Here is a 23,030-nt window from a genome sequence, read left to right on the forward strand (position 1 = left end):
ACCGCAACCGGGTTGATCCACACGCTGGCCCCGCAGATAATTGCCGCGGCAGTAATTACGCAAGCAGCCAGTCATGCATGAGACACCGGCTTTCTACCGGGCCGACACCTACACGCTCGAAGGCAGCGTCGGCTTCCTGGTCAACCGGCTGGGACAACTGTTGAGCCGCGAGATCGATCGGCGCATGGTCGATCTCGGCCTGACCGATGCACAATGGAAGCCGATGCTGCTGCTGCAGCAGGGAAGCTGCACGACGGCGGCGGACATCGCGCGCGTAGCCAATCTGAATACGGGGGCAGTGACACGCCTGCTGGACCGCCTCGAGCACAAGGGACTGGTTCGCCGCACCCGCTCACGCGACGACCGTCGCGTCGTCCTCCTCGAGCTGAGCGCCGAGGGCAGGCGCGTCGCCGACCAGATACCCGGAATCATCAGCGAGATGGCCAATCACCTCCTGCAGGGGTTTTCGACCCAGGACTTCGCCCGCTTCAAGGACTACCTCGACCGCGCCACCACCAACCTGCGGGCTCTCGCCGAAGCGGAACTTCCATGAAGCCACTGCTGCGGCGTCTGTGCACCTGTCTGGCTCCGCTCGCGCTGTCGGCCTGCGCGAACCATGCGGGCATTGCACCGACACTGACGACGCTGGAGATCGGCGAGCTGCAGTCCACGACGCCCGCGGCACAGGCAGACGTCTGGCCGCGTGTCGACTGGTGGCGCGAATTCGCCGACGCGGCATTGGCCGGATTGATCGACCAGGCGTTGGCGGACAACCCCGACCTGCAGGCGACCCGGGCCAGACTGGCGCGCGCTGCCGCACTCGCGGAAATGGCTGCGGGCGAACGCTGGCCACGCCTCGACGCGACGGCTGAAGTCACGCGCATGCGGTTCACCGAGCGCGGCCAGGTTCCGCCGCCGTTTGGCGGCACCACGGCCACGGTCAACGAAGCGACACTCGACGGGCTGTGGGAACTGGATTTCTTCGGCAAGAACCGCGAGGCGCTGCAGGCCGCCCTCGGCTCGGCACAGGCAGCCGCCGCAGACCACCAGGCCGCGCGGATCCTGCTGGCCAGCGATGTGGCCCGCCGCTATGTCGACGTGGCGCGCCTGCTCGCCCAGCGCAGCCTGCTGCAGCGACACATCGGCCAGCAGCGCGAGCGGCACGAGCTGATCCAGCGCCGCCACGTCGCGGGCATCGATCCGCGCAGCGATCTCGACGGGATCGAGGCACTACTGGCACAGAGTCAGCGGGATCTGGCCGCCATCGATGGTGAGCTCGACATCACGCGCCACGCGCTGGCCGCCCTGCTCGGCAAGGCTCCCGAGGCGCTGGCGCAACTCGACGCACGACTGCCCGCGCTGACCACGCCTGCACCGGCGCAGCCACTGCGGGTCGAACTGCTCGGCCACCGCGCCGATGTGGCCGCCGCGCGCTGGCGCGTCGAGGCGGCCGAACATCAACGGGCGTCGGCACGAGCAGCGTTCTATCCGAACATCGATCTGCGCGCTTTCGTCGGCTACTCCTCGATCGGCACCCTCGACCATTGGTTCGAAGCCGCGAGCCGGCAGCCCGGCGTCGGCATCGCGTTCAACCTGCCGATCTTCGATGCCGGTCGGTTGCGCGCCCAATACCGCACGCGCAGCGCCGAGACCGACCTGGCCATTGCCGGCTACAACGCCACCCTGCTGAACGCCTTGCGCGACGTTGCCGATGAACTGAGCACGCTGCAGTCCATCCAGACGCAGTTGCAGCGCCAGCACGCGGTGCTGACCCATACGCAACGCACCCTCGCACTCAGCTCGCGGCGCCACGCTGCCGGCATCAGCGACCGGCTCGAGGTGCTTGCTGCCGAGGCGCAGGTCCACCCACAGCTACAGCAGTTCACCGAGTTGCAGGCACGCTGGTTCGACACACGCATACGCCTGATCCGCGCGCTTGGCGGGGGTTACACGCAAGACGCGAATCCGCCGCCGCACTCGCCGACTGCCGACGGGAGTTCCGATTGATGCACGCACTTACTGCCATCTTCTGTTGCCTGCGGAAAACCCATGAGTGACCCGACCTCCCCGCAAGCAAGCACCACCGGCACCCGCAACGGCAAGCCGCGCAAGGCGCGCCTGCTCGTCTTCGCCCTGCTCTGCGCGCTGGCCGGCGCCGGCTACACGCTGCACTGGCTGCTGGTTGCCCGTCACCTCGTTTCTACCGACAACGCCTACGTGCAGGGCCATGTGGTGCAGGTCACGCCGCTGGCCGCCGGCACCGTGATCGCCGTCGATGCAGAAGACACGGACACCGTGCAGGCCGGGCAGACGCTGGTGCGCCTCGACCCCGTCGACTCGCAACTGGCGCTGGACGAAGCCGAGGCGCAGCTCGCCCAGACCGTACGCGAGGTGCGTACGCTGTATGCGGAAAACCAGGCGCTGGGCGCCCTGGTGAAGGCACGCGAAGCCGATCTGAAGCGCAGCGAAACCGAGCGTGCACGACTGCAGGCAGACCTTGCACGGCGGAAGAACCTGGTCGAAGGCGGCGCGATCTCGGTCGAGGATCTGCAACATCGGCGCAGCGCCGTTGCCACGGCAGAATCGGCCCACGCAGCAGCACTCGCCGCACTCAGCGAAGCGCGCGGGCAACTGCTGAAGAACACGACCCAGACCGACGGCACGACGGTGGAGACACACCCGCGCGTGCTCGCTGCCGCTGCCCGCTACCGCGAAGCCTGGCTCGCCCACCAGCGCCGCGAGATCGTCGCGCCACTGGGCGGCACCGTCGCCAGACGCAGCGTCCAGCTCGGACAGCGCGTGAATGTCGGCGTCCCGATCATGGCTATCGTGTCGCTCGAGCAGCTCTGGGTCGATGCGAACTTCAAGGAATCGCAACTGCAGAGTCTGCGCATCGGGCAGCGCGTGACCCTGACCGCCGATGTCTATGGGCGTGGCACGGAATTTCACGGCCACATCGCCGGGCTGGGTGCGGGAACCGGCGCTGCCTTCTCGCTGCTGCCGGCGCAGAATGCCACCGGCAACTGGATCAAGATCGTCCAGCGCGTGCCGGTGCGCGTAGCGCTCGATGCAGGCGAACTGGCGGAGCACCCGTTGCGCGTCGGGCTGTCGATGACTGCCACCGTCGATGTGCGTGACCGTAGCGGGCCGGCCGTAGCGGGCAGTCCGCAGGGCAGCCAGCCGGCATCGGTGACCACGGTCTACGACGCCCTGGACACGGCCGCCGACGAGCGCGTCGACGCCATCGTTTCACGCAATCTGGGGCGTAACGTGCATTTGCGCCGTGCACGCTGAACGGCACGCCATGAACTCGCGCCTGCCGATGGATTTCCAGTAGAACCGACGCACCCGGACACACCCTGGCATGGCTGGCGCAGCACCCAACTTCAACCCGCCGCCGCTCACCGGCGGCAAGCTCGTGCTGGGGACGATCGCGCTGTCGCTCGCCACCTTCATGAACGTGCTCGACTCCTCGATCGCCAACGTCTCGATTCCGGCGATCGCCGGTGACTTCGGCGTCAGCCCGACCCAGGGCACCTGGGTCATCACCAGCTTTGCGGTATCGAACGCGATTTCGGTTCCGCTGACGGGTTGGCTCACGCAGCGCTTCGGCATGGTGCGCCTGTTCACTCTCAGCATCCTGCTGTTCGTGGTTGCCTCGCTGTTGTGTGGCCTGGCGCCGAACTTCGGCTTCCTGGTGGCCTTTCGTGCCCTGCAGGGACTGGTTGCAGGACCGATGATCCCGCTGTCGCAGTCGCTGCTGCTGCAAAGCTACCCCGCATCGAAATCCGGACTCGCACTCTCGTTCTGGTCGATGACCACCCTGGTCGCACCGGTAATGGGGCCGGTACTCGGCGGCGCGATCACCGACAACTACAGTTGGCCGTGGATCTTCTACATCAATGTTCCGGTCGGACTGGTTGCGATCGCCATCACCTGGCTGCTCTACCGCGATCGCGAGTCACCGACCCGCAAGCTGCCGATCGACGCCATCGGCCTCGTCAGCCTGGTGATCTGGGTCGGCGCACTGCAGATCATGCTCGACAACGGCAAGGAGCTCGACTGGTTCGCTTCCACCACCATCATCGTGCTGGCACTGGTCGCGGCCGTCACCTTCGTTTTCTTCCTGATCTGGGAAGTCGGCGAAGAGCACCCGATCGTGGACCTGCAGCTCTTCACCCGCCGCAACTTCTGGATCGGCACGACCACCATCTCGCTGGCCTACGGCATCTTTTTCGGCAACATCGTGCTGCTGCCGCTGTGGCTGCAGGAGTTCATGGGCTACACGGCGACGTGGGCGGGCCTGCTGATGGCACCGGTCGGGCTGCTCGCGATCGTGCTGACGCCCATCGTCGGCGCGAACCTGCATCGCGTCGATCTGCGCCTGCTGGCTACCGTGGCGCTCCTGAGCTTCGCACTGACGTTCTGGATGCGTTCGCACTTCAACACCCAGGCCGATCTGTACACCCTGGTGCTGCCATCGATCGTGCAGGGCATCCCGATGGCATTCTTCTTCGTGCCGCTGATGGCGCTGGTGCTCTCCGGCCTGCCTCCCGAGCGCATACCCTCTGCCACCGGCCTGTCCAATTTCGTGCGGATCACGGCGGGTGCCTTCGGCACGTCGATCTACACCACGCTGTGGGAGGATCGCGCAGCCCTGCACCACGCCCGGCTGACCGAGTCGATCCATGCGGCGCGCATCCCCGTCGACGATGCGCTCTCACTGTTTTCCTCGGCTGGTCTCAGCCGCGAACAGGGCCTCGAATCCATCAACCGGCTGATCGAACACCAGGCTTATATGCTGAGCGCCAACGATCTGTTTGCCGCCTCGGCACTGCTGTGCCTGCTGCTGACATCGATCGTCTGGTTCGCCCGGAAGACGTACGCTGGCGCGCCGGCAGACACCGGTGGCGCGCACTGAAATCGTCAGTCGCGCGAACCCCGGGCCTCGAATACGCCGATCAGCCCGCCACGTTCGTCTGAAAGCTCCAGTCTGCGGCCATCGATACGCCAGTGGCGGGCGTCCTGCAGCACGCGCGTGAGCAGCATTTCCTGCCGATCGAGCGGTGGCCAGCAAGCCATCATCGTCGAGGCGCCATCCTTGAACGCGATGCGCTCACCATCGACCTCCCAGCCACCCATCAGGCGGTTGCAGCCGGCGGTCGCCGCATAGCGCGGCGCATCCGCCCGCAGGATCAGATGCGGCTCTTCATGGTCGGTGACGACTGCCATACGTTCACCGGCGAGCTCGAGCACACGCCAGTGGGTCCCGGACAGCGGAACGTGTCCCTGACCTCCCAGCCCATCGTTCGTGGCCGGCAGCTCGGTGACCTGACGCGCGAGCAGACGCCAGCCATGCCGCTTCTCCCTGACCCAGACATGCAGATAGCGCGAGCGGCGTGTTCCCTGCGCATCCGGCGTGACGGGTGTTGCGACCATCACGCCATCCGTGACCACCACCGTACCGGCCGCACGTACCCGCTGATCCTCCACACGCACGTCCGCACGCCGGTTCTGTGCACTCGCCAGCCAGGCGCGCAGGAAGGCTCCGTCCACCCGGGTGGCCCGCGCCGTGTTGTAGGAAAAATCCGTTGCCAGCAACTCCTGCATGCCTTCACCCCCGGCGCGAATCGCCTGCGCAAAGCACACATCGAGGGTGGGGTGGAAGCGCTTCGCCGCTGCCAGACGGGGACAATCCGCGACCGTGCCCGCGACCGTTCCTGTGGCAGTCTGCGCGACGTGCTCTTCGCCGAGCACGAACAGCGGCAGCGCACCCAGCAGCATCATGAAACAGCGCAGCAAGCGAGCAAGCAGCATTGGCACCCCTCCTGTCGATTCGAGGGTTCTGGCACGCGCCTCGCGATGTCTTGCGACGCTCTCTGAAACCCTGCTCATTGCTGGCTGACCGCGTGCGACGGGGGAATCTGCTGCAGGGCCGGAAGCACGCGCCCGAGGCGCACGAACAGATCGCGCTGTCGGGCTTGCAGGTGCGCATACGGCGGGCCGAACACCACATTCACCGCATCGACCAGCCCACCCCAGCGTTCGACGAGCTTCTGCGGCAACTCGTCGAGCAGGCCGATGATCGCGAAGGTCTCGAGCATCCCGTCACTGACCAGCGCGGGCATCTCGTCCCAGCGCCCGGCGCGCGACAACTGCACCAGCCGCTCGCCGACATCGTCCCAGCCGTGATGGCGCATCACGGCGGAGTACGCAGCCGTGGCGGCGTAGAACGAGACGTGCTTGCGGATCAGCTCGACCGATGCCGCCAGCTCGCGCGCGTCGCTGCCGGTCGCGAAGAACGGATTGATCGCAAACTCGACGTCCGTCAGCGACCTGCCCGCACGCGCTGCACCTTCGGCGACCGCAGGGCGGATCACATCGCGCAGGTACGCCGGCGTGTTCAGCGGGTGCATGCGGATGCCGTCGCCGAGTTCGCCAGCAAGACGGCAGTTGTACGGATTGACCGCCGCGACGTGGATCGGCACCGGACCGATACCCTCGATCGTCCCCGGATTGAAGAACGGATTGCTCAGTGTGAACTGGTAGAACTCGCCACGGAAATCCGGCTTGGCACCGGTGCGAAAATGCTCGTGGATCGCCCTGACGCACAGGATGTATTCACGCAGACGGGGCCCGGGCGGCGATGGCCACGGCGTCGAGTAGCGGCGTTCGTTGTGCGCGCGCACCTGGGTGCCCAGACCGAGCACGAAGCGCCCGCGCGAAAAACGCTGCAGGTCCCACGCCAATTGCGCGGTGACGAAGGGGCTGCGCGGAAACGAGATCGCGATACCGGTGCCGATGCGCGCGTTCCGGGTATGCTCGGCCAGGATCATCTGCGTCAGATAGGGATCATGACCCGCCTCGGGCACCAGCAATGTGTCGTAACCGAGCGCGTCGAGTTCACGCGCGTGGGTGGCGAGTTCCTCGATGGTTCCGGGTGCCGTGATGGTTGCTTCGATCTTCATGGTTGGCTCTGATGCGGGTAGTCTGCGTTTCAGCGTGATTGTCGAGGGTACCTGCAGCGGAGTCCATCGTCCGCACGCCTGATTCGTATTGCCTCCTGCTTTGGCTTGGCATTACATTGCGCGCAACCGACGAGCCGCCTCATGCCGCCCCGCAAGACCGACACACCGAACCTGCGGATCGATCCCGCCCCATTGCGAAGAAGCCGCCATCGGCATGGTGCGCCAGTCTGGCCTATCCGAGGACCAAGAGCATGAATGAAAGCACCCTGCGCGTACTGATCGAGGCCGGTGCATTGCGGCGATTGAGGATCGTCGCCGACGGGGCACGCTTTCACGTCGAAGTGGACACGCCCGGCACTACCGTCGTCGTGCTCACTACCAAAGGTGCGATCAAGACCTGGAGTTCGCTCGATTCCCTGGCACGCTGGGTACGCAATCTCGGGATCGGTTCCGCCCGGCTCGAACTGGAACGCTGGCAGCCCGAGCAGCGCAGCCTGGGATTCTGATCGGTTGCGCACCCCAGGCCCAGCCCACTTCTTTACAATGGGGCCGGCAAAGTGGTTCCGCCGTGCATTCAACGAGACCGTCCATGCTGATCGAGCGCTACATCACGTCGGAGATCCTGCGCCCATTTGCCTCCGGGCTGGCAATGCTGGCCACCGTCTCGATCGCGTTCAGCGCCGCGGTACGTCTCTCGGAGGCAGCCACCGGCGAAATCGCCGCTCCGGTCGTGGCCAGGCTGATCTTCCTGAACACGCTGGTTTCATTGGAGGTGCTGATCCCGACAACCTTGTTCCTGGCCGTGCTGTTTGCGGTCGGACGGCTGCACCGCGACTCCGAAATGACTGCGCTGCAATCGGCAGGCGTCGGTGAGACCCGCGTGCTGTGGGCGGTCGCGAGGCTCGCTCTGGTGTGTGCCCTGCTGGCCGGCTGGATCTCGATCCAGGTGCGACCATGGGTCTTTGCACACAGCTACGAACTCGAACAGCAGAGCATCAGCCGTTTCGACATCTCGAACATCCGCGCCGGCAGCTTCACCGACATGGGAAGCGGCGGCTACGTGCTGTACACGCAGGAAGTCGACCCGCAAGCGGAAGAGTTGCGCAACGTGTTCGTGCAGGTCGATCACGGTACACGCACGCAGGTGATTGCCGCCGCCCGTGCACGCATCCATGACATGGACGCCGAGGGGTCGCGTTCGGTGGAGTTCTTCGACGGGTACACGTACCTGCTCGAGCGCGACGGTCCGCGCGATGTCGAAACGCGTTTCGGCAGTTTCCTGATCCGCTTTCCGCAGGAAGAACGTATCGAGCGCTTCCGTCGCAAGGCCGCGCCTACCGCCACCCTGGCGGGCTCCAGCGACCCGAAGGAGATTGCCGAGTACCAATGGCGCCTGACGAGTCCGCTGGCGACGCTGCTGCTCGGCCTGCTGGCGGTGCCCCTGAGCCGCGCCAACCCGCGCCAGTCGCGCAGCGGCGTGCTGGCAATGGCGCTCGGCGCCTACATGCTGCTGTTCGCGCTGGTCAGCGGCGTGCGCAATGCGCTCGAGAGCGGCGACATCCCGGCATTCCCCGGCATGCTGCTCGCGTACCTGCCACCGCTGCTGCTGCTGGTGGCACTGTTCGCGGTGCCACGGCTGCGACTCGCGAGGATTCGCCGGTGATCATCACACGCTTCATTGCCGGTCACCTGCTGCGCAGCTGGCTGATCGTGTTCACGGTGCTGGCGGCGCTGTTCGGCCTGCTGGCGCTGGTCGGCGAGCTCGACAATCTCGACCAGCGCTACCGTTTCGTGCACGCACTGCAGTATGTGCTGATGACCACGCCGCAGCGGGTCCTCGAACTCGCCCCGGTGATCACGGCTCTCGGCACCGTGCTCGCATTGGCGAACCTGAGCCGCTCGAGCGAGCTGGTCGTGCTGCGCAGCGCCGGCATCTCGCGACAACAACTGCTCGCCATGGCCGCATTGCCCACGCTGCTCGTCGTCACCGGCCTTTACGTCGCCGGCGAATGGCTGGTGGCACCGATGCTGCAGAAGGCCCAGGCCGAACGCACCGTGCGCCGCAGCGGCAACCTCGACCTGGTCGCCGGACGCGGGTTGTGGTCGCGCAGCGGCGGACGGTTTCTCAACGTACGCAAGCTGCGTGACGGTCACATCCCGGAAGGCATCGCACTGTACGAGTTTGCTCCCGATCACCGACTGACACGCGTGATCGTCGCTGCTTCGGCCGAGGTGCAGCAGAACCGCGAGTGGACGCTGCGCGATGTACGGCTGAAGGAGTGGAGCGATGCCGGCCGGATCGGCATGCGCTCACTGGAGCAACTCGACATGGGGCCGTTCTGGTCAGCCGAGGAACTGCCTGCGCTGGGTCGCTCGCTCACTGCCATGCCCCCGAGTGCTCTGCTCGCGTATGCGGATCACCTGCACGCGACCGGACAGGACGATGTACAGGTGCGCATGGCGTTCTGGCAGAAGGCGACCTTGCCGCTGTCGGCGGCTGCGATGGTACTGCTGTCGGTAGTGCTCGGCTGCGGCTTCGGCAGCGCACGCAGCGCGGGTTTCGGCTGGCGGGTGCTCGGCGCCGCAGTCGCCGGGGTCGGTTTCTATCTGTTGACACAGATCCTGCACACCGGCGGCCAACTGCTCGGCCTGCAGCAGAATGTCGTGGCCCTGGTACCGATCTGCATCGCGATCGGCCTCGCATTCGCCATTGCCACGATCACGCGCCGACCACACTGAGCAGTTTGTCGCAACGACGCACCATGACAGACCACGCAGGCATCACGTTCCGCTTTGCACATCTTTCCGACCTGCACCTGTCGGATCTTGCAGCGATACCCTGGCGCCGCCTCCTGAGCAAGCGCGCACAGGGTTACCTGTCCTGGCGGCACCGGCGCCGCCACGAACATCGACCGGAAGTGCTCGCGGCGTTGCGTGCCGACCTGCTCGCCCAGGTGCCCGACCACATCGTGATCACCGGTGACCTGACCAACATCGCGCTGCCCGAGGAATTCCTCAGCGCCAGGCGCTGGCTGCAATCGATCGGCACAGGTGATCGGGTCACCGTGATTCCCGGCAATCACGACCGTTACGTACACACCGCGTGGGAGGAGTCCTGCGGCCAGTGGAGCGAATTCATGCGCTCCGACGCACCGGCGCCGGCGCGCGCTGCCGACGACGTTTTCCCGCTGCTGCGTGTACGCGGCGGCGTCGCCTTCATCGGACTCGACAGTGCGATTCCGGCACCGCCGTTCATGGCGATCGGACGCCTGGGAGCCACCCAGCTCGCACGCCTCGAGACGATGCTGCACGAGCTGCGCGGCAGCGGTCTGCTGCGCGTGCTGCTGCTGCACCATCCACCCGTGCCGGGCGAGGAAAAATGGCGCAAGCGGCTGGTCGACGCACCCGAGCTGTGCGCACTGCTGCAGCGCACGCCGGTCGATCTGGTACTGCACGGCCACCGCCACCGCGCACTGCAGAGTGCGATCCGGGTGCCCGGCAGCGATATTCCGGTCTTCGGCATCGCGTCGGCGTCTGCAGCCGGTGTACTGTCGAGGCACCCGGCCGAATACAATGTCTGCAGCGTGAAACCGGTCGCAGGCGGGTGGCACGTGCGTATCGACGCACGCCGTCACGACACATCTTCCGCAACGTTCGTTCAGCGTGTGCTGGCGACATTCGACGTGCCACGTCACTCGTGACGGCACACGGCGCAACCCGATCTTCAGAGGAGCGATTCATGGGCAGGAAAAAGGTCATCGTCGCCGGGGCATCCGGCCTGGTCGGCAGCGCCGCGGTACGCCATTTCGGAGCGCTCCCGGACTGGGATGTGGTGGCGGTATCGAGACGTCCACCGCTGGATATGCCACCCGGCGTACAGCATGTTGCGGTCGACCTGACCGATCAAGGCCGTTGCGCACAGATCTTCGGCGCGATGAGCGACATCACGCACGTGGTCTACACCGCGGTTGCCGAAAAACTCGACAACATCTACGCGGGCTGGACCGATCCGCAGCAGATCGCCATAAACGCCGCGATGCTGCAGAACCTGTTCGAGCCGCTGGCCAGGGCTGCAACGGGCCTGCAGCACGTGGCGCTGGTGCATGGTGCCAAGGCCTACGGTTGTCACCTGCCACAGCTCGACGTGCCGATCCCGATGCGCGAGTGCCTGCCACGCGTACCGTATCCGAACTTCTACTACGAACAGGAAGACTACATCTGGGACCGTCAGCGCGGACAGGACTGGCACTGGACGGTGTGGCGTCCGGTCGGCATCGCCGGTGCCGCGATCGGCTCGCCGATGAATTCATCCCTGATGCCACCGCTGTACGCAGCACTGCGTCGCGAAGCCGGTCTCGACCTGCCGATTCCCGCCGGCGTGACCCTGGCAACCGAAATGACCGACGCGGACCTGATCGCCGAGGCGCTCGAGTGGGGAGCCGAATCACCGGCCGCACGCAACCAGATCTTCAATATCTCGAACGGCGACGTGGCGGCTCAACGCGAATGGTTTCCGGTCGTCGCCGAATGCTTCGGCATGCCGCTCGGTGCCCCCCGCCCCATAGACCCGGCCAGTGAGGTACGGGCCATGGCGGATCTGTGGCGCACGATGGTACGTCGCTACGGATTGCACGCACCCGAAGACGTGAATGCGCTGTTCAGCGGCTCGATGGAAATGAGCAACATCGGCATCACGGCGCCGGACGACAACCCCCTGCGCTGGGGACTGGTCAGCACCATCAAGCTGCGCCAGGCCGGCTTCCATGGCTGCGTCGACACACTCGAGACGGTGCGCAAATACGTACGCCGCTACCAGGAGTTGCGCATCCTGCCGACGTGATTCCGTCGCTTCCCGGGCTGGACGCAACCCGTGAGCCACAGCGTGCACGGCACCGTTGTCGACGGCAGTGTCAGTTTTTTTGACACTCTTGCCGTGCACACCCCGCACACTGCTTGAAAAACATCGGTTTGCTTGACGATTTCACACTACGGTACATATTTTGCCTTAAGCTAATAACACAAATGCAGGTGCGACAATCGTGATCGACTATCGCCGGACTGGTGAGACGAACCCATTCCATTTCCGTTCAGACCGCTTTTGCCAGGTCAACGGTGAATGGTTTTTCATGACCCGCGAAAAGACCCAGGAAGGACCTTACGCGAACCGCCTGGAAGCCGGTGTCGGCGCCGAACGCTATATCGAGCGCATGCGTGGGCAACACGCCTGAGCGAGCACCCCGCCTGGAATTTCACCAACCCCACTGCCAATGCGGCCCAAGGCCCGCATGAGTCCTGCCACCCCCGCTCCCCCGAGCGAACGCTACCGACAGCGCAAATCGCAGTTCGGACGCAGCCTGACCGTCTATGGGCGCAAGACCGTGCTCGAGGCGCTGCACTGCGCGGGGGTGCGCTGCGAGCGACTGCATCTGGCGCACAACAACCGTCCTGCGCCGATTCTCGATGACATCCTGGCGCTTGCCACCACGCAGGGGGCCGAGATCCGGCACCACAGCCGCGAGGAACTCGCCCGAATCTCGCGCCACTCGCGTGAGGATCAGGGTGTGGCTGCCGATCTGCACACCCCGGGCTACCGCCAGTTGGAGGACGTGCTGCCGTGGCCACCCGGACCGGGTGCAACGCTGCTCGCGATCGACGGCATCACCAACCCGCAGAACCTCGGGATGCTGATCCGTTCCGCCACGGCCGCCGGTTGCGATGGCATCGTGCTGCCACGTCAAGGCAACTGTGATATCTGCCCGCTGACGATCAAGGCCAGCGCCGGGACCGTGTTCCGCGCGCCACTGCTGCGCTGCGATTCACTGCCACCGGCACTCACTGCGCTTCGTGACTGCGGCTGGCTGGTCTGCACGCTCGACGCCGACGCACCGCACAGCCTGTTCGAGACGCTCGACACGCGCGGCCGCGTGTTCGTGCTCGGCGGCGAAACCGCCGGCGTCAGTGCGACAGTGCGCGCACTAGCCGACGAATCCTGCTCGATCCCGATGGCCAACGGCGTGGAATCACTGAATGTCGCGGTTACCGCCGCACTGGTGGCCTTTCGCGCCCGCCTGCGCTGCTGAGCGCATTCAGCGCCCCAGATACGCCATCGCGTCCTCGAGCCCCTTCAGCGTCATCGGGTACATGCGGTCCTCGATCAGACGCCGCGTGATGTCGATCGACTGGGTGAATTCCCAGTGCTCCTGCGGCGTCGGATTCAGCCACACGATCTTCGACCAGACCGTGGCGATGCGGTGCAACCACTGCTCTCCCGACTCTTCGTTCCAGTACTCGACACTGCCGCCAGGCTGCAGGATCTCGTAGGGTGACATCGCGGCATCACCGACGAAGATCACGCGATAGTCGTGCGGGTAGCGATGCAGGATATCCAGCGTGGGTACGATCTCGTTGCGTCTGCGCACGTTGTCGCGCCACACGAAATCGTAGATGAAATTATGGAAGTAGAAGTACTCCATGTGCTTGAACTCGCCGCGCGCTGCCGAGAACAACTGCTCGCAGGTGCGCACGTGCGGGTCCATCGAACCGCCGACGTCGAAGAACAGCAGCACCTTCGCCGCATTGTGACGCTCCGGCACCAGTTTCAGATCGAGCAAACCGGCGTTCCTGGCCGTCGAGCGGATCGTGTCCGGCATATCGAGCTCCTCGGCGGCGCCACTGCGCGCAAACTTGCGCAGGCGTCGCAGCGCGAGCTTGATGTTGCGCGTACCGAGCTCCACCGAATCGTCAAGATTGCGGAATTCACGCTTCTCCCACACCTTCACCGCACGCTGCTGGCCGCCCTCCGGTCCGACCCGGATGCCCTCCGGGTTATAACCGTGCGCGCCGAACGGTGACGTGCCGCCGGTACCGATCCATTTGTTGCCACCCTGGTGGCGCCCCTTCTGCTCGGCGAGTCGCTTGCGGAATTCCTCGATCAGCTTCTCGAGCCCGCCCAGCGACTCGATCTTCGCCTTCTCCTCGTCACTCAACGTCTTCAGGAATTCCTTGCGCAGCCATTCGTCGGGGATCAGCGCCTCGATCAGGTCATCGACCGTCTCGAGCTCACGGAAATACAGTCCGAACGCACGATCGAACTTGTCGAAGTGCTTTTCGTCCTTCACCAGCAGCGCGCGGCTCAGGTAGTAGAACTCGTCGGCATCCGCAAACACGACGTGGCTGGACAGCGCTCCGAGCAGGTCGAGGTACTCGCGGATCGAGACCGGAACACCGCCATTGCGCAGACCCGTGAAAAAGCCGGCCAGCATCATGATCCTCCCGCTGCAACGCCCGGCGGCGCAGGACTAGCGGCGACTCTCGCGCCGGTGCATGAACGCCAGGCGCTCGAGCAGATGCACGTCCTGCTCGTTCTTGACCAGCGCGCCGTAAAGCGGCGGTATCGCACGCGCGGGGTCGCGGTTCTTCAATACTTCCTCCGGCAGGTCGTCGGCGAGCAGCAACTTGAGCCAGTCGATCAGCTCCGAAGTGGACGGCTTCTTCTTCAGACCGGGCACGCTGCGCACGTCGAAGAAGATATCCAGCGCCTCGTTGACCAGGCGACGCTTGATGCCCGGATAGTGGACCTCGACGATGCGCGCCATCGTCTCGCGGTCCGGGAAGCTGATGAAATGGAAGAAACAACGACGCAGGAACGCATCCGGCAGCTCCTTCTCGTTGTTGCTCGTGATCACGACGATCGGACGCTGGCGCGCACGCACCGTCGCCCCGGTCTCGTAGACATGGAACTCCATGCGATCGAGCTCGAGCAGCAGGTCGTTCGGGAATTCGATGTCCGCCTTGTCGATCTCGTCGATCAGCAACACGGCCTGCTCGGGCGAGTCGAAGGCGTCCCACAACTTGCCGCGGCGGATGTAGTTCCCGATGTCGTGCACCCGCGGATCCCCGAGCTGCGAGTCGCGCAGGCGCGACACCGCGTCGTACTCGTACAGTCCCTGCTGCGCCTTCGTCGTCGACTTGATATGCCACTGCAGCAGCGGCTTGCCGAGCGCACCAGCGATCTCTTCGGCCAGCATGGTCTTGCCGGTTCCCGGCTCACCCTTGATCAGCAGCGGCCGCTGCAGCGTCACGGCAGCATTCACTGCGATCTGCAGGTCCGCGGTCGCAACGTAACGCTCGGTACCTTCGAAATTCATTGCTTCGGACTCCACTTCGATGGTTTGCCACCCACTCCGGCGGGCGCGTGCCAGCGCGAGTCTAAACCATACCGGCGGCATGCTGCGCGTGGACTTGCCCCGTCGGCGGTAGTAGCCTGAGCGGCGCGCCGGAGATGGCGTACCGCAGTAACAGGAGCACACGACACGATGAATATCCACCCCGACAACAGCCACTCGATCGGCAATACACCGCTGGTGCGGCTGAACCACATCGGCAACGGTCGCGTCTGCGCCAAACTGGAGAGCCGCAACCCGGCGTTTTCGGTGAAATGCCGCATCGGGGCCAGCATGGTGTGGGCTGCGGAGAAGGAAGGCCTGTTGAAGCCCGGAATCGAACTCGTGGAGGCGACCAGCGGCAATACCGGCATCGCACTCGCGTTCGTCGCCGCAGCGCGCGGCTATCGTCTGACGCTGACCATGCCGCACACGATGAGCCTGGAACGCCGCCAGGTCATGGCGGCGCTCGGAGCGAATCTCGTGCTGACCGATGGCGCAACAGGCATGAAGGGTGCGATCGCGAAGGCCGAGGAAATCGTCGCCAGCGATCCCGCGCGCCACCTGATGTTGCAGCAGTTCGACAACCCCGCGAATCCGGCGATCCACGCGAGCACGACCGGCCCCGAGATCTGGCGCGACACCGACGGCACGATCGACGTCCTGGTATCTGGCGTGGGGACCGGAGGCACGATCACCGGCGTGTCACGCTACATCAAGCACACGATGGGCAAGGCGATCACGGCGGTCGCGGTCGAGCCGATCGCATCGCCGGTGATCGGCAACACGCTGGCTGGTGTGACACCGACTCACGGGCCACACAAGATCCAGGGTATCGGCGCCGGATTCGTGCCACGCAACCTCGATCTTTCGCTGGTGGACCAGGTGGAGCAGATCGGTGACGAGGAAGCGCTCGAATATGCACACCGGCTGATGCGCGAGGAAGGCATCCTGGCCGGGATCTCGTCCGGTGCGGCGGCTGCCGCGGCTGCGCGCGTGGCAGCCCAGGCGCAGCATGCCGGCAAGACCATCGTCGTGATCCTTCCCGACTCCGGCGAACGCTACCTGCGCAGCGTGCTGTTCGAGGGACGTTTCGGCGACCGCGAACTCGTGCAGGCGATCACTTGAGTGCGGTGCGCCCGCCACGGCGGCGCGCAAACAGCCAGTACCACAGCAGCCGCAGCGTCCAGGCGGCCAACGCCGCGACCATCGCGCTGAGCAACAGACGTACCGCGAGCACGGCGCCTACGCCGCCGTCCGCGGCCGTCACGAGTTCGAAACCCGCCACGAACAGCGCAGGCGCATAACGGCCACGCTCGCTATCGACCAGCGTCGGGGTCAGCAGCACGACGAGTGCGATCGCTCGTAACGGATCGCGCAGCCAGGCCGGAAACCAGCGCGTCAACCACCACCATCCAGCCATCACCAGCAAGACGCTCGTCAGATAGCCGGCCCACACCACGACGTAGTCGGTGCCGTTCAGCATGGGAGCTCCTGCCGCGGCGCCTGCAAGCCCTCGGGCGGCGGCGGCAACTGCAGGTAGTAGCCGCTCTGTGCGATGGCACGCATCACCTCATCACCCGTAGTGCGCGCGAGTCGCCGCGCGGGCGTCAGCACCAATGTCATCGCACGCTCGATGCCTCCGAGTTCACGCAGCAAGGCCTCTGGCACCCGTCGCGTGTCTTCGGCGTGATCGACATAGATATAGGTATCGGAATTGCGTCGCGCGCGATACACGGCACAGATCAGTTTCACGTACCCGCCTCCCGTGCCAGCGCCAGCAGCTCCTCACCGATCACGGTGCGACGCCACCCGTCCAGCACGGCCGGAGCCCTCTGCCCCTCCATGCCGTCGACCCAGCGCAGCAACTCCTCGAAATCACGCCGGCGCGCCAGCATCTCGGGCGCCATGCCGAGTTCTTCTGCACGGGTCACGGTGTGCACACGCAGGCGCCTGGCCCGCCGGGTCTGGGTGACACTGAGCGGCGGCGGAACCGATGGTGGCAGCTCCCGCACCGGCAACCCCAACGCCCTGTCCACCAGTTCGAGCAAGGTGTCGGCATGACGCCGGCGAGTACCGTCGGGCAGTTCCGCGATGGCTCGCAGATCCTCCTCGCGCCGCGGCTGCAGCCGCGCGATTTCGAGCAGCACGGCGTCGGCCAGCAGCCAGTTGCGCGGCAGGTCGCGCTTGCGTGCCATGTCCTCGCGCCATGCGTGCAATGCACGCAGCAGCGCCAGCGCCCGCTGGTCCAGGCGCCACGCGCCGGCAACCGCCCGGTAATCCGCTCCGTCACGGTTGCGAAAGCGTTCCAGCGTCGCCACACACTCGGCCAGAGCCCATGCACCGTTCGCACCGCCAGCCAGTCGATCCGACAACACCCTCCAAAGTGCCGGCAGGAAAGCCACGTCCTCTGCAGCGTAATGAAGCTGTGCCGGCGACAGTGGCCGCCTGAGCCAATCCGTCCGTGTTTCGGACTTTTGGAGCTGCACGCCGAGCTCGCTCGCCAGTATCTTCTGGTAACCGACCGACAGCGGATGACCACAGAACGCTGCAACCACCTGCGTGTCGATCAGCGGCTCCGGCAAGGTGCCGAGCCGACGCTCGCAGACCTCGAGATCCTCGGAACAACTGTGCATGATCTTCACCACACCGGGTGCTGCCAGCAGCTTCGCCAGCGGTGTCAGATCCTCGAGCGCCAGCGGATCGAGCAGAAAGCACTCATGACCGTCGCAGACCTGGAACAGCGCCGCTTGCGGATGGAAGGTACGCACACGCATGAATTCCGTATCGAGTGCGATCACGGCGCATTCCAGCCACCCGCGCGCCACGCGCTCGAGCTCCGGATCCGACTCGATGTAACGCACCGGCATGCCGTCGAAGGTCTCGATCACGCGGGAACTCATAGCGGTTTGCGCCCCTGCAGTGCGTGCAGCAAGGTGCCGCCGTCCACGTATTCGAGCTCACCGCCCAGCGGTACCCCATGCGCGATGCGCGACACGGTCACGCCCGACCCGCGCAGGCGTTCGGTGATGAAATACGCGGTAGCCTCCCCTTCCACGGTCGGATTCGTCGCGAGAATGACTTCATGAATTCCTTCGTCGTGCACACGGCGCAGCAACTGCTCCAGTCCGAGTTCCTCGGGGCCGATGCCGTCGATCGGCGACAGCCGCCCCAGCAACACGAAATAGAGTCCGCTGTAACCACCTGCCTGTTCGATGGCCAGTACATCGGCTGGCGTTTCGACGACGCACAGCGTGGCGGCATCACGGCGCATGCTGCTGCAGATCGGACACCGTGCGGTTTCGCTCAGATTGCGGCAACGTTCACAGCGACCGACGCACGCGAGCGCTCGCATCAGAACCTGCGCCAGGTGTTCGCCACCGGCACGGTCGCGCTCGAGCAGATGCAGGGTCATGCGCTGGGCAGAGCGCGGCCCCACGCCGGGCAGGCACCGGAACGCCTCCATGAGCTGGTCGATCAGCGGACCGAATCGCATCGCCTCGTATTCCCGCAGCTCAGAACGGCAACTTGAAGCCGTCGGGAAGCGTCAGCCCGCCGGCCGCACCGGCCAGCCGTTCGCGTTGCAGGGCTTCGACGCGGCGCACCGCATCGTTCACCGCGGCCGCGACCAGATCTTCGATCACTTCGCGCTCCTCGGCGAGCAGTGAGGGTTCCAGGTGCATGCGACGCACATCGTAGCGTCCGGTCATCGTGACGCGAACCAGTCCGCCACCGGACTCGCCCTGCACTTCCTGGCGAGCGATGTCCTCCTGTGCGCTGCGCATCTGCTCCTGCAACTGCTGCGCCTGCGCCATCAGTTCCTGCAACCCTTTCATCGGTGTTCACCTCCATCTGCCGCGACCGTGTACGCGGTGATCGATTCACGATGCAAACGCGCGGAGAAGTGTTCGAGCAGCAGCCGCACATTGGCGTCTGTCTCGATGACTGCCTCCGCCTCGCGCTGACGCAGCGCGGCGAGCCGCGCCGCACGCTCTGCCGGTGTTTCCGCCTCGGTCTCCGCCACCCGCAGGCTGACCGTCACCGGCTCGCCGAAGCGTGCGCCGAGCGCTGCTGCGATACGCTGGTCGAGCTGCGGCTGGTGCAGGATTTCCTGTCCGTACTGCAACACCAGTCTCAGCGTGGACCCCTCGACCGCCTCAGGCACACAGTGCCCGGCCACGGAACGCGCCATACCAGACAGCCCGCTTTCCTCGAGCACCCGGTGCCAATTCGACGCGTCGACGTCGCACAGGCGCGCAAGCGGCGCAATGACCTCGGCCGGCTGATCCGCACCAGCGCCCGCACGATCGCTGCCGGCCGGCTGATCCGCGCCGGAGGCCACATCGGCCTCCGGTTCAGGCTTTTTTCCGGGGTCGACCGCCTCCCGCACGGCCGACTGCACGCGAGCGGCCGCATCCCCCGTGCCCGGCACTGGAATCGCACGCCCATCACCCGCACGCAGCGGCCGGAAGGCGAGCATGCGCAGCAACGCCATCTCGAAGCCACTGCGCGCATCGGGTGCCTGCGGCAGGTCGCGCCGGCCAGCCAGGCCAATCTGGTAATAGAGCTGCACGTCGGCAGCACTCGCACGTTGCGCCCAGTCGGCCATCTGTTCGCGCCCGGTGTGCAGCGTGGCAAGCGTTGCCGGCACCGTCTGCACCAGTGCAATGCGGTGCAGCAGCGCAAGCAGATCGGCCAGCGCACGCTCGAAATCCGTCCCGTGCGTCGCCATCGCCGCGATCGCATCGAGCACCGCTGCAGCATCCGCGCGCAGCAGTGCATCGACCAGTGTGCGCAGCATCTCGCGATCGACGTAGCCGAGCATTTCGGTCACGGCCACCGTCTCGATCCGTCCGGCGCAGTGCGCGATTGCCTGATCGGTGAGGCTCAACGCATCGCGCATGCTGCCTTCGGCCGCCGCTGCGATCTCCCGCAACGCCTCGTCCTCGAACGCGATGCCTTCCTCGTCCAGCACGTGCGCAAGATGCCCGGCGATCTGCTCCGGAGCGAGGTTCTTCAGATGGAACTGCAGACAGCGCGACAACACGGTCGCGGGCAACCGCTGCGGATCCGTGGTTGCCAGCAGGAATTTCACGTGCGGCGGCGGTTCCTCCAGCGTCTTCAGCAGCGCGTTGAAGGAATGTGTGGACAGCATGTGCACTTCGTCGATCAGGTAGACCTTGAAGCGTCCACGTGCCGGTGCGTACTGCACGTTCTCGAGCAGGTCGCGCGTATCCTCGACCTTGGTACGCGACGCGGCATCGACTTCGAGAAGGTCGACGAAGCGCCCTTCGGCAATCTCGCGACACGCCGCGCACTCGCCACACGGTGTGGCCGATACCCCCTGCTCGCAGTTCAGGCACTTGGCAATCAGTCGTGCCAGCGTGGTCTTGCCGACACCGCGCGTTCCGGTCAGCAGGTAGGCATGGTGCAGCCGCTGGCGCTCGAGCGCGTTGACCAGTGCGCGCAGCACATGCTCCTGTCCGACCATCTGGGCGAAGGTCTGCGGGCGCCAGCGTCGCGCGAGTACCTGATATGACATGCGAACTGAACGTTTCCGGATGGCGTGGGCGAACGGGATTATAACCACCCGTTCCGGGAAGGGTGGCAGCCCCGGCCAGCGACACCCCGGCACACGCGTCGACGAGTACCGTTGCTCCCTTCCGGGCCTGGCGGGGTTCCTCATCCAGCGTTGCGAGAGCACCGACCGGGGCTGCCATTGACACGTGTTGGCCGTCCGGGCGAGCGCGGCATTATCCGCAAACACTCCCACTCCAGCAAGGTCGATGGACGCGCCTTGGCAGCCGCCGGGCACCTTCCCGGCAGATCCGCCGAATCGGCCTTGACATTTGAATTTCCGCATGGGAAGAATGCCGCGCCCCGCGTTCCGGAGCCAGCAGCCACGGGCTGCGTCCATCTCCGTTGCTGCGGCAGTGAAGTCCGCTAACCGAGGTCCCGGATGCCACCGTTGCCACGTATCGAGATCGAGTCCGACAAGCGCATTCTCAAGGACGACTACTGCAACTACGACCTGATCGCCCGCTACTGGGACGACGAATACCGTGGACGCGCCTGGAAGAACAAGCAGCGCGTGGTGGACTGCGATGGGACCGACCTCGACGAGATCATGCAGAAGCTGCGCTCGATCGTCGATGACATCCAGGCAGAAAAGCGCCGTCAGCGCGGTCGCAGGAAGCCGTCATCACGCGAGATCGCGGACGCGATCCTGGCGATCGAATCCAAACTCTCGCGCGCTCAGAAAATGATGCTCGTGATTCACGGCAAGTCGCCGGGATACCGGATCAGCGTGCGCGCAATCGCCCGCGTCGGTGACTATGCCTCGCCCGAAGCGGCCTTCGAGGATTACGCCGAAATCGCGCGTCGCATCTGCGACGAGCTGGCGTATCTGCCGGGCCAGCGGCGCAAGGATCAGTATCCCGGCATCACGCTGCTGTTCAACGAGGAAATCGTGATTGGTTCGGTAACGCCCGAGACGACGCTCACGCTGCGCCCGGAAATCGTCAAGACGCTCGAACTGCTGGCGTGGTGATCAGGCTCGACAGCACGCGGGCGGCACCCAGCGCAGCCTGACTGCACCGTTCCCTGCAGGGACCACGAAACCCTCGCATACGCAGAGATCCGCGACCGCCGCCAGCTCGCCATCGACGAACAGCAATGGCAGCCGCGCCCGCAACCAGGGTGGCACACCGTATTCCTGTGCGAGCTGCCCCAGCGTCTTGCCGGGTCGCCCCGCGGGACGGCAACGCAGCGCCGAAGAACCGAAACCGATCCGGTAGTCGTGTCCCGCACGCACACCACCACCCGTACTCGCCCGATCGAGCGTCTGCAGTTCCACCCGCCCGCACCCGGGAATCGTCACCACGTCGCCCGGCTCCAGCACCACATCCGTCTGCGGCAACTCCTCATCGGCCGCCGTCGCGTAGATGCGTTCGCGGTAGCGCCGAATCGCCACGCCCCCGAGCACCAGCACGGGCTGGGCATCGGCACGCGCAGCGATCACCTCGACGCGCAGCGTCCGCAGCGCCCGGGTGTCCAGAGTCGCCGCCGTGTGCATCGTCACCCACGCCCGCAGCAACGCATCGCCACGCGCTGCCGTGAGCCGACGCCAGCGGTCGAGCCCCAGATACGGCTGCCCGAAGCGATCCGTGCCGCTGCAGGCCGACAGATCCTCACCCGTGCGTTCGGCACAGATGTCGGCCGCCTGGGCAAGGTTGTGCGCCGCTCGTGCGATGGCGGCGGCAGCACCCGGAAAGCGCTTCAACAGCAACGGCAGCACACGCAGGCGCAGAAAATTGCGGTCGTGAACATCGCTTGCGTTGCTGGGATCGTCGATCCACGTCAGGCTTTCGGCGAGCGCATGACGCTGCAACTCCTCGCGCGGCACATCGAGCAGCGGACGACACAGGCGCGCGTGGCCACAGCCGCGTTCACGCGGCATTGCAGCCAACCCCGCCACACCCGCACCGCGCAGCAGACGCAACAGCACGGTCTCGACCTGGTCGTCCCGGTGATGTGCAAGCAGCAGCAGATCGCCGGGCAGGCAGAACGCTTCGAATTCGCGATAGCGCGCAGCGCGCAGCGCCTCCTCGGAAACCGTTGCATCCGGGTTGCGTGGCAGATCCACATGTCGCAGGAAGAAAGGAACGCCGGATTCCGCGCACACACCGGCGCAGTGCCGGCTCCAGGCATCGGCGGCGGGCTGGACGCCGTGATCGACATGCAGGGCCACCACCGGCGGCACGCGTTGCTCGATCCTGCGCAGCCGTACGCAGAGATCGAGCAGCACGCTGGAATCGAGTCCGCCGCTGTACGCCACCACCCAGCGCCGCGCTGCCGGATGTTCGTTCAGCAACGACAGGAGCGTGGCGGGCTCCATCAT

General features: G+C 65.7%; 24 protein-coding genes and 1 other RNA gene. 13 read left to right on the forward strand and 12 right to left on the reverse strand.

Annotated features, from left to right (window positions below; translation table 11 throughout):
- The first annotated feature begins 73 nt into the window (after nt 1-73).
- The 4 genes from H7A12_03310 (at nt 74) to H7A12_03325 (ending at nt 4,921) form a co-directional block, all read left to right on the forward strand.
- Entirely contained in the window at nt 74-553 is a 480-nt protein-coding gene (locus H7A12_03310; protein ID MCP5319847.1) for a MarR family transcriptional regulator, read from the forward strand.
- A complete protein-coding gene (locus H7A12_03315; GenBank protein ID MCP5319848.1) occupies nt 550-2,007 on the forward strand; it encodes an efflux transporter outer membrane subunit in 1,458 nt (485 codons plus the stop codon). Before H7A12_03310 ends, H7A12_03315 begins: the two co-directional genes overlap by 4 nt.
- A 42-nt stretch (nt 2,008-2,049) precedes the next feature.
- Nucleotides 2,050-3,294, forward strand: coding sequence for an efflux RND transporter periplasmic adaptor subunit (locus H7A12_03320; protein ID MCP5319849.1), 1,245 nt, complete (start codon nt 2,050-2,052; stop codon nt 3,292-3,294).
- Nucleotides 3,295-3,364: 70 nt separating this feature from the next.
- A complete protein-coding gene (locus tag H7A12_03325; GenBank protein MCP5319850.1) occupies nt 3,365-4,921 on the forward strand; it encodes a DHA2 family efflux MFS transporter permease subunit in 1,557 nt (518 codons plus the stop codon).
- 5 nt (nt 4,922-4,926) lie between these two features.
- Here H7A12_03325 and H7A12_03330 read toward each other — a convergent pair whose 3' ends face one another.
- Nucleotides 4,927-5,817 carry an META domain-containing protein gene (locus H7A12_03330; GenBank protein MCP5319851.1) on the reverse strand — a complete coding sequence of 297 codons (891 nt, stop codon included), beginning with the start codon at nt 5,815-5,817 and terminating at the stop codon, nt 4,927-4,929.
- Nucleotides 5,818-5,891: 74 nt separating this feature from the next.
- Nucleotides 5,892-6,968 (reverse strand): TIGR03617 family F420-dependent LLM class oxidoreductase, encoded by a 1,077-nt coding sequence (locus tag H7A12_03335; protein ID MCP5319852.1) that lies wholly within the window; start codon nt 6,966-6,968, stop codon nt 5,892-5,894.
- Between the two features lie 251 nt (nt 6,969-7,219).
- On the opposite strand from H7A12_03335, the gene H7A12_03340 reads away from it, so the two are divergent.
- The 7 genes from H7A12_03340 to H7A12_03370 all read left to right on the forward strand — a co-directional run bounded on the left by H7A12_03340 (nt 7,220) and on the right by H7A12_03370 (nt 13,048).
- Nucleotides 7,220-7,474: a hypothetical protein gene (locus H7A12_03340; protein ID MCP5319853.1), complete on the forward strand. Its 255-nt coding sequence runs from the start codon at nt 7,220-7,222 to the stop codon at nt 7,472-7,474.
- Between the two features lie 83 nt (nt 7,475-7,557).
- Entirely contained in the window at nt 7,558-8,631 is a 1,074-nt protein-coding gene (lptF, locus tag H7A12_03345) for an LPS export ABC transporter permease LptF (protein MCP5319854.1), read from the forward strand.
- Nucleotides 8,628-9,707: an LPS export ABC transporter permease LptG gene (lptG, locus tag H7A12_03350; GenBank protein ID MCP5319855.1), complete on the forward strand. Its 1,080-nt coding sequence runs from the start codon at nt 8,628-8,630 to the stop codon at nt 9,705-9,707. Before lptF ends, lptG begins: the two co-directional genes overlap by 4 nt.
- Before the next feature lie 23 nt (nt 9,708-9,730).
- A complete protein-coding gene (locus H7A12_03355; GenBank protein MCP5319856.1) occupies nt 9,731-10,669 on the forward strand; it encodes a metallophosphoesterase in 939 nt (312 codons plus the stop codon).
- Between the two features lie 38 nt (nt 10,670-10,707).
- Nucleotides 10,708-11,808 carry an NAD-dependent epimerase/dehydratase family protein gene (locus H7A12_03360; GenBank protein ID MCP5319857.1) on the forward strand — a complete coding sequence of 367 codons (1,101 nt, stop codon included), beginning with the start codon at nt 10,708-10,710 and terminating at the stop codon, nt 11,806-11,808.
- Nucleotides 11,809-12,010: 202 nt separating this feature from the next.
- Nucleotides 12,011-12,196, forward strand: coding sequence for a hypothetical protein (locus tag H7A12_03365; GenBank protein MCP5319858.1), 186 nt, complete (start codon nt 12,011-12,013; stop codon nt 12,194-12,196).
- A 57-nt stretch (nt 12,197-12,253) separates the two neighbouring features.
- Nucleotides 12,254-13,048, forward strand: a complete 795-nt coding sequence (locus tag H7A12_03370) for an RNA methyltransferase (GenBank protein MCP5319859.1) — start codon at nt 12,254-12,256, stop codon at nt 13,046-13,048.
- Nucleotides 13,049-13,054: 6 nt separating this feature from the next.
- Here the strand turns inward: H7A12_03370 and H7A12_03375 are convergent, their stop codons facing one another.
- Entirely contained in the window at nt 13,055-14,230 is a 1,176-nt protein-coding gene (locus H7A12_03375; GenBank protein ID MCP5319860.1) for a VWA domain-containing protein, read from the reverse strand.
- Nucleotides 14,231-14,266: 36 nt separating this feature from the next.
- Nucleotides 14,267-15,115: a MoxR family ATPase gene (locus H7A12_03380; GenBank protein ID MCP5319861.1), complete on the reverse strand. Its 849-nt coding sequence runs from the start codon at nt 15,113-15,115 to the stop codon at nt 14,267-14,269.
- Nucleotides 15,116-15,283: 168 nt separating this feature from the next.
- Here H7A12_03380 and cysK point away from each other — a divergent pair, with 168 nt between their 5' ends.
- Entirely contained in the window at nt 15,284-16,258 is a 975-nt protein-coding gene (gene cysK, locus H7A12_03385) for a cysteine synthase A (protein ID MCP5319862.1), read from the forward strand.
- Here cysK and H7A12_03390 read toward each other — a convergent pair.
- The 7 genes from H7A12_03390 to ffs form a co-directional block, all read right to left on the reverse strand.
- Nucleotides 16,251-16,616, reverse strand: a complete 366-nt coding sequence (locus H7A12_03390) for a hypothetical protein (protein ID MCP5319863.1) — start codon at nt 16,614-16,616, stop codon at nt 16,251-16,253. The genes cysK and H7A12_03390 overlap by 8 nt on opposite strands.
- Nucleotides 16,610-16,885, reverse strand: a complete 276-nt coding sequence (locus tag H7A12_03395) for a YcgL domain-containing protein (GenBank protein MCP5319864.1) — start codon at nt 16,883-16,885, stop codon at nt 16,610-16,612. Before H7A12_03395 ends, H7A12_03390 begins: the two co-directional genes overlap by 7 nt.
- On the reverse strand, nt 16,882-18,033 hold the full coding sequence (gene rnd / locus H7A12_03400) for a ribonuclease D (protein MCP5319865.1): 1,152 nt from the start codon (nt 18,031-18,033) through the stop codon (nt 16,882-16,884). The genes H7A12_03395 and rnd overlap by 4 nt, the downstream gene beginning before the upstream one ends.
- Nucleotides 18,030-18,626, reverse strand: coding sequence for a recombination protein RecR (gene recR / locus H7A12_03405; protein MCP5319866.1), 597 nt, complete (start codon nt 18,624-18,626; stop codon nt 18,030-18,032). Before recR ends, rnd begins: the two co-directional genes overlap by 4 nt.
- A 19-nt stretch (nt 18,627-18,645) precedes the next feature.
- Entirely contained in the window at nt 18,646-18,966 is a 321-nt protein-coding gene (locus H7A12_03410; protein ID MCP5319867.1) for a YbaB/EbfC family nucleoid-associated protein, read from the reverse strand.
- Complete coding sequence (dnaX, locus tag H7A12_03415) at nt 18,963-20,672, reverse strand: DNA polymerase III subunit gamma/tau (protein MCP5319868.1); 1,710 nt, start codon at nt 20,670-20,672, stop codon at nt 18,963-18,965. Before dnaX ends, H7A12_03410 begins: the two co-directional genes overlap by 4 nt.
- Before the next feature lie 70 nt (nt 20,673-20,742).
- An RNA gene (gene ffs, locus H7A12_03420) (signal recognition particle sRNA small type) lies at nt 20,743-20,839 on the reverse strand.
- A gap of 250 nt (nt 20,840-21,089) precedes the next feature.
- Here ffs and H7A12_03425 point away from each other — a divergent pair.
- A complete protein-coding gene (locus H7A12_03425) occupies nt 21,090-21,680 on the forward strand; it encodes a hypothetical protein (GenBank protein ID MCP5319869.1) in 591 nt (196 codons plus the stop codon).
- On the opposite strand, the gene tilS is transcribed toward H7A12_03425, so the two are convergent.
- Nucleotides 21,681-23,027: a tRNA lysidine(34) synthetase TilS gene (tilS, locus tag H7A12_03430; GenBank protein ID MCP5319870.1), complete on the reverse strand. Its 1,347-nt coding sequence runs from the start codon at nt 23,025-23,027 to the stop codon at nt 21,681-21,683. It abuts the gene before it with no gap.
- Nucleotides 23,028-23,030: the final 3 nt, after the last annotated feature.

The sequence above is a fragment of the Pseudomonadales bacterium genome (assembly GCA_024234165.1).
GTDB lineage: Bacteria > Pseudomonadota > Gammaproteobacteria > Pseudomonadales > UBA5518 > UBA5518.